At 28.1% G+C, this 7926-nt stretch carries 5 protein-coding genes and 1 pseudogene; 2 read left to right on the top strand and 4 right to left on the bottom strand.

Annotation, left to right across the window (positions count from 1 at the left end; genetic code table 11):
* A pseudogene (locus AC5EAH_RS07360) lies at window positions 1-524 on the top strand (ISNCY family transposase); the annotation flags it as partial.
* A gap of 1116 nt (window positions 525-1640) precedes the next feature.
* On the top strand, window positions 1641-3227 hold the full coding sequence (locus tag AC5EAH_RS07365) for a peptide ABC transporter substrate-binding protein (RefSeq protein WP_493494132.1): 1587 nt from the start codon (window positions 1641-1643) through the stop codon (window positions 3225-3227).
* A gap of 38 nt (window positions 3228-3265) precedes the next feature.
* Here AC5EAH_RS07365 and AC5EAH_RS07370 read toward each other — a convergent pair whose 3' ends face one another.
* Genes AC5EAH_RS07370 through AC5EAH_RS07385 form a run of 4 tightly spaced genes read right to left on the bottom strand, consistent with a single transcriptional unit; the run spans window position 3266 to window position 7804 of the window.
* A complete protein-coding gene (locus AC5EAH_RS07370; protein ID WP_493494133.1) occupies window positions 3266-5173 on the bottom strand; it encodes a hypothetical protein in 1908 nt (635 codons plus the stop codon).
* A 15-nt stretch (window positions 5174-5188) separates the two neighbouring features.
* Window positions 5189-5509 (bottom strand): EamA family transporter, encoded by a 321-nt coding sequence (locus AC5EAH_RS07375; RefSeq protein ID WP_493494134.1) that lies wholly within the window; start codon window positions 5507-5509, stop codon window positions 5189-5191.
* Window positions 5493-5840, bottom strand: coding sequence for an EamA family transporter (locus AC5EAH_RS07380; RefSeq protein WP_493494135.1), 348 nt, complete (start codon window positions 5838-5840; stop codon window positions 5493-5495). The genes AC5EAH_RS07375 and AC5EAH_RS07380 overlap by 17 nt, the downstream gene beginning before the upstream one ends.
* A 2-nt stretch (window positions 5841-5842) precedes the next feature.
* Window positions 5843-7804 (bottom strand): glycosyltransferase family protein, encoded by a 1962-nt coding sequence (locus AC5EAH_RS07385; protein WP_493494136.1) that lies wholly within the window; start codon window positions 7802-7804, stop codon window positions 5843-5845.
* Window positions 7805-7926 lie beyond the last annotated feature (122 nt).

Below are 7926 nucleotides of genomic sequence, written 5' to 3' on the forward strand. Positions count from 1 at the left end.
ATAAAATTTCCTCTGTTAAGGAAGCGAATGAATTTTTAAACTCCTACATAAAAAAATTCAATCAAAAGTTCGCCCTTCCTTTACATCATATCACATCTGTATTTGAAAAGGCACCTTCTTCTGCTAATTTAAATATTATTTTAGGTGTACTTAATCAGAGAAAAATCAATTCAGGACATCATTTTCAATTTCAAAATAATTATTATTTACCCATCACATTTTCTGGTGTAGAAAAATATTTTAATAAAGGAACTAGAGTATTAGTCATCAAAGCATTTGATGGTTCAATTTTTGCAAGTATACGTGATGAATTATTTGCGACAAAACGTTTAGAAACGCATGAAAGACACTCAAAAAACTTTGATACAACACCGATATCCTCGTCAGAGATAACAAAAAAACGTATTTATACGCCGCCTATGCATCATCCATGGAAATATAGTTCATTTATGAAATATTTAAAAAAGAGAGGGATAACACAAGAAGAATTTGATAGAGAAAAACACAAACGAAAAAGTATGTAACATAGAAAATATCGTATTATCATGTATTGACAAATCTAAAAAATAAACCTGTTAGTTAGTGTTATTTTATAAAACACTAACTAAGTTAGAGTGAAAATCATATAAAATAACACTAACTGACAGGTGTAGCAAGCGGTGGCGCGGTAGGTTCGAATTCTTTATTCCGCATCACCTATAATTTTAAATTTTCAGGACATAATCAAAAATCGTTGACATAGTTTTTTTAATTTTTTTATGAATTTCTCATTCACATGTGATAATGTCCTAAAGACGATAGTTTGTAGTTTATATTATAATCAACATAAATCTGTAAATTGGAAATGATACTAAACTAAGATTTTTGCTTATTCTTTGTTTGTTTAAAATTCTATCTTATTTCCATTTTCTAGTGTAAGATGATGATATCTCGCATTAAAAAAAGATTAAATGCTTTTACATTTAACAATCCAAAAGATACATTGTTAGAAAAATAAATAAAATAAGCATTTATGAAACATTATGACAATTTTAGATGAAGCTATTATAATACAAACAAAATTATAAACTTAGTATTTGTGCTGTAAAAAATGAACCTTCTTATATAGCTTTAAGAAGAGATATTATAGGAGATGATTAGAATTATGATATTTATATTAACTAGTAAAAAATCGGTATTTATACATTGTTTTATTTTTGTGATCTTATTTATTATTTCAACTGTTTATTTTGTTGGTCATCTAGATATTTTCATATTGATATTATTTATTATTGATATGATTATAGGATTTGTTCATGAATATAACATAAATAAATTAAAAAATAAATAATAGATTAGTTCATTTATATTTTCTGAAGGATAAACCTAATTATTGTAATTCTTATTTTCATATAACTTACTTTACTACTTTCTCATATTTTAAATATCTGTAATGCTATTTAAATAATAATTTATCTCTCGTTTTATGAATAGATGATCTTAATTATATTAATTAGTTATTTAAACTAAAAAACATCATTTTATTAGTCTTTTTCACAAGGCAGAAAACTTGCTTTGATGAATTGTATCACTTATTATAATTCATATAAACAAAGTCGGATTTGATTTTCATAAAATAATGTGAATTAGGGAGAAAAAATATGAATAAAAAATTTTTCGCTTTAACTGCTGTAACTGTATTATCTAGTAGTATCTTATTGGCTTGTGGTAATACAGCTTCTACTAATGATAAAGTTTTAAATGTTGCTTTGAATGCTAGTCCTGCAACATTAAATCCTCAACTAGCTGACGATACGCCTTCAGGTGCTGTTATTGATCAGATGTTCGAAGGATTAATGCGTTTAGATCCTCAAGGTAAAATTGTACCTGCATTAGCAGAAAAATATGAAGTAAGTGAAGATGGTAAAACTTATACATTTCATTTAAGAGAGGCTAAATGGTCAAATGGTGACCCAATTACTGCGCAAGATGTTGAGTATACTTGGAAAAAAACGTTAACACCTGAAACTAAAGCAGGTTATGCTTATCAACTATACCCTATTAAAGGTGCTAAAAATTATACCGAAAACCATGGTAGTATCGATGAAATTGGTGTTAAAGCTATTGATGATAAAACATTAGAAGTTAATTTAGAACATCCTACGGCCTATTTTTTAGAAGCATTATCATCTAAACCATTTTATCCTATTAATAGTAAAATTGATAAAGCCAATCCTGATTGGTATAAAAAAGCTGAGACTTTTGTAGTATCTTCTGCATTTAAATTAGATAAACGTGAAGATAATAAACAATTTATTTTATCAAAAAATGATAGTTATTGGGATGCTGCTAATGTTAAATTAGAAGGTGTTAATGTACAAATTGTGCCTGATTCTAATACTGTTGTAAATATGTTCCAATCTAAAGCTATTGATTTTATAGGTTCACCGTTTCAAAAAATCACACCTGATGCGATAGATAGTTTAAAACAAAACAATAAAATTATTCGCCATGATTTTGCATCAGTTTATTGGATTCAATATAATACTAAACAAGAGTTATTAGCTAATAAACATTTAAGACGTGCTTTAGGATTAGCCATTAATCGTGCAGAAATCGTTAAAAATATTGTTAAGGCAGGTGCTGTTGCTCAAGGTTTAACATCGCCTACTATGCCTGGTTACCATAAAGAAGGTTATTTTAAAGATCATGATGTCACTGCAGCTAAAGCAGCTTTAAATCAAGCTTTAACTGAGTTAGGTAAATCAAAACCAAGTGATATTACGATTAAATTATCTTTTAATACTGACGATTTAAATCAAAGAATTATTCAAGCTATACAAGAACAATGGAAAAAAGAATTAGGTATTAATGTAGAAATTAATAATACTGAATGGAATGTTTATTTAAGTAGTCTAAGAGAAGGACAATTTGAGGCAAGTCGTTTATACTGGGTAGCTGATTATAATGATCCAATTGCTTTCTTAAATATTTTTGAAAAACCAGAAAACACACATACAAGATGGATCAATGCTGATTATACAACATTATTAACACAGGCTAATGACGAGCAAGATGCTGAAAAACGTTTAGCTTTATTAAATCAAGCTGAACAATTATTAATGGATGAGATGCCAATTTCACCTATTTATTATCAAGATCATATTTCATTAGCACAAGATAATATTAAAAATATTCAACCGAATCCTGTTGGTACAATGTTCTTTAAATATGTAACAAAAGAATAATAATTAAACGACTTGAGATAAGATCATTCAATCTTTTCTCAAGTCGTTTTTATTTCAATTAATACATAGTTTTTATTATTAAATTGTAAGATCATTTGAGATTGATAAATTACACCCGCTTCATCTAATGTTTTTAATTGTGATTCATCAAGTACAATGTATTGTGCTTGTTCTAATAAATGATAAGTTTCTTCTAATAAAAATGTTGTGTCCCCATGTAAATAATCTTCTAGATTATCAATAATGCTATCATCAATTTTATTTTTGTCATATAAATTAAGAATTTTAGGTTGTGCACCTTTGACACTACGCAATTGTACTGCAAATTGAATATCATATTGACCATTTTCTATAACATTAGGTGCAATAAATGTCGTATTAAGTTGATTTTTTTCAATAAATTGATGTAATTGTGTAATGGCATTATCTGTTTGTGGTTGTTGTAAGGCAGTCATTTTGACATCAGGTATTTGACATCCATTTCGTTGCTCAGAACATTGACTGCTTGGCATTGTTATATAAGTTAATATAAAGAAAAAACTAAATAGCATACCTTGCCCTAACACTAAATACTGAGCTTTTTGATGATGTATCCCATAGTTTAGCCAAATTATCATAACTAATAATACGAGCAACATTTGTAATGAAGTGCCTAATCTTGCAGCAACAAACATATAACCTGAAGCCAAACATAACATTAAAGGTACTAAAATGTAACTGACATTGGTGACAATAATAATTGTCAATGAAGTGACCATGTTTTTAAATTTTTGCTTTATTTTTAAAGGTACATAATAATAACCTACCCATAATAATATTAATAAACTAATTGAATAAATTCTTAAAAAGCTTTTAACATATTCTATATACACATCATTAAAATAATAAGGATGATGTATTAATCTCGATACGCCCAATAAAGTATTGATTAAAAACAAAGTGACAAGCATCACTAAAGCAATAACAGACAATTTCTTTATTTTTAAATATTGATAATTCACAATATACATGATTAATGAGCCAATAATAATATAACTGACTGACATACTAGAATAACTCATTAAAGTAATACAGAGCATAATGTAAATAATACTATTTATCAATATTGAAGACACTTGACGACAATAATAGGCACACCCAATAAATAGAGGTAACGCGACAATACGAACAAAATTACCACCGAAATATGAAGCTGAAATAAATTGCCAATTATCCCAACTTCTAAAAAACATGATGTAACCTAAATAAGCTGCTGAAACGAGATAAATACATAAGCTTGATAAGACGAACTGTACCCAATAGCTCGGTAATAATTTTAACTGTGCAATCGCCCAAACTAAACTATGATAAATTAATAAATAAGCTAAAATGACACAACTAATGCGTACAAAAGGTATTAATTCTACATTAAATAGTGCTAGCCAAAAACTATTTTTAATTTCATAAGTTGTTAACACTCTATCTAATGTCAATTCGCTAAATAAGCCTGTGTAATTATCATAATTTGCTAATTTATCGACACCTATTTGTGTCCCTATTCGAGATAAATAAAAACCATCATCATAGTAATTATAAAGATTGTAAGGTAGTGTATCTATCCATGAAATAACACTAGATAAGGCCACCATTAACCATACAAACCAGTGATGCTTAATATAATGACGCCAATGACATTGTTTTGGTAATCGCCAATGAATAATGATTGCGATCCCTAAACTAATAATCATTTGTATTAACATGATTTTATAATAAACTGACCATGATAAGTGAAACAATTGTAGTGGCATGGCAATTAACCATTGTAAAGTTGAGGTCACTAAAATACCGATAACGACATATGTTGCGCCATTATGTGCAGGTAATTTTAAAATTTTTGTTATAGCACTCCCTATAAATACAATATAAGCAAATAATATGAATGCGATAATACTATATACAAAGTACATAATTGTTCTCCTTTATTATTGTGTTAGAAAATACGTACCTAAAATAATCAAGATACAACCGATTATTTTATAATTTGTAATATGTTCTTTTAAAAAGATACGTCCTAATACTATCGTCCAAATAAATGAAATAGCTGTTGCTGGATAAACAATAGAATAATCATAATGCTTTAAAGTGAGAATATTAATAATGGCACTGATTATATAAAATACACCACCACAACTTAATACCAATAATTGTTTTATTCTCGTGTTTTGTATGGAAACATATTTTAGCAATAAGGCACCTATTGCACCCGTGATAGTCATTAATATTAAACTAATTATTAATATCATGTTTCAATCCTCCACGTGCAATAATATAAATACCTATAATAATAATCACAATCCCTACTACTTTCATGATAGATATTGTTTCATGTAAGACAATAGCGGCTAAACCAATGCTCATAATATAACCAATACTCATCAAAGGATGTAAAATAGAAATATCTCCTTTACTAAAAGCTACAATCATAAAGATAGCCCCACAGCCGTAACAAACAAATCCCATTAAAAGATAAAGATTAATCTCACTCATTGCTAATTTCCAAAATAGTTGACCGACTGATGTCAACACTGCACTCATAATCATGATGATAATACCTTGCATAAGTTGTTTATTCATTATTATTCCTTTCCTACTGAAAATATCAAATCTTGTGTCGATAATATGTGACCATCTAACTGCACTTGACCTTGCGTGTAACTATCTAAATATTGATTTGGTGATAATGCCACTTGCCATTGACCTTGTCTACGATTCAATATTAATTGATACTGTTTGGCAGAGTCCGGTTGAATTGTTTTAAATGATAACACTAATTCAGAAGTCTTTAATTTTTTATTATATTTAAAATCCTCTTGCGTTACAATTTGTTGCCAAATAATTTGTTGAGAGGCTAAATCTTTTAATTGTACTTGATATTGACTTATATCACTACTAGTAGCAATAATTTTAATAACATTAAATGTTTGATGACTTTGAAAAGTTTGTCGAATAACTTTAGCTTGCTGAATCATTTGTTGTTGTTTTAAATAATAGTCTGTTGCATACGCACTATTTTGTATCCCTGTTTTCACAAAATAATCATGATAAATAGCATAATGTGTCCGTGTTGTAGCCATATAAGCAATAACTGTAAATATTAGTATAACTGCTGTGGTCATCATTTTTGTCGGCCATTTGATAGCTAATTTCACTGGATGATGCAACGACAATAATAAGATAAATGGATACCAAATAACAATATATCTAGGATTAGATTCCCAAAACATATGGAATGTCATGACACCTAACAAAATAATTTGTAAAAACATATATATTTTCTTGTTAGGGTTGATCCGTCTTAAACTCATGACTAAATTGCTTAATACAACAATATAAATTAATTGCATTAAATATAAAACAACTTGTTTTTGATTACCTAATAACCAAGACCATAGTTGATCATTACCTTCTGTATTCACTCTCACAGAATTAACTGCATATAATGTACCTTCAGACCATGTTGTATCTAAAGAGATGAATGGCACTAATAATGTACGCCATAATGGTCGTTCTACCAATCTTTCTTTGATTAATTGTAAATCAGCATGCACTTTATCTTCATACGTAGGTTGCTGATAAGTATACTGATAATCATGCCAATTATAAAAAGTTGAGTCACTGATGCCCATCATAACCCAATGCACATAAGGAAAACGATAATGATCATCTTGATAAAATCCATATTTAGATTGTACATGCGTCATCATAGGCGATATTAATTGTATCGCCAAAATAAAAGTCATCAATAACATTACTGATTTTTTCCATGCCCCACAATACCATAAATAGATCATTAATGCAGGTAATAATAAGACAATATTTTGCTTGATCAGATAACCCACAATCAGTAGACTGCATAATAAGATGAACTGTACATAATTTATTGTATAATCATGTTTTTTCCAACCAATAATTAATAGAATAGTCGCCGGTACCCACCATACCATTGTATCTGTATAAAAATATAATAAATAAATATGGAGTGGTAAAGTCATTAAAAATAAGATGAGTAGTTTAACTACTTGATATAAATTAAATTGACGATATGTTACAATTAACATACTCACTAACATAATATGATAACTAATGAAAGTCATTAAGTGATCTATTTGATAAAAGTTAAGAAATGGTAATAATTTATACCCAGCAAATAATAATAATGTGATATTAATATTATTTGGATAAGTTAAAAAATAACGTTCTCCTGAAAATGTCCCAGTATAATAGAGTGATAAAGCTTCATTTTTTATTTGTGCACCATCATTATATGCTGTTGCAGCTGGGAATAAAGTAAATAACAATAATTGTAAACTAACTACGACCACATATAATCCAATTACCCAATAATGAATGGATTTGATTTTGTCTATTTTAGCTAATAATTGATTGACAAGTAAAAGCATCATTGGTGCCATCACAAGTAATAATAGTGGTTGTAACTCTCCAATATATTTAAAAGGATATGCAATCGCTAAAATTAAACAACAGCTAAATAAAACGATTTGCAGACGTGTTACATATTGATAAAACCATTGTTTCATAGACACTCTTCCTTTAATTTATTTGCTATTCTTTATTTTACCAAATCATAAAATGTTTGTCGCTTTATTTTTAGAATGAATTAATTGCGATGTAGCATATTTTTTGATTGAACATTAAAAAA

This window comes from Staphylococcus sp. B1(2026), from assembly GCF_058895785.1.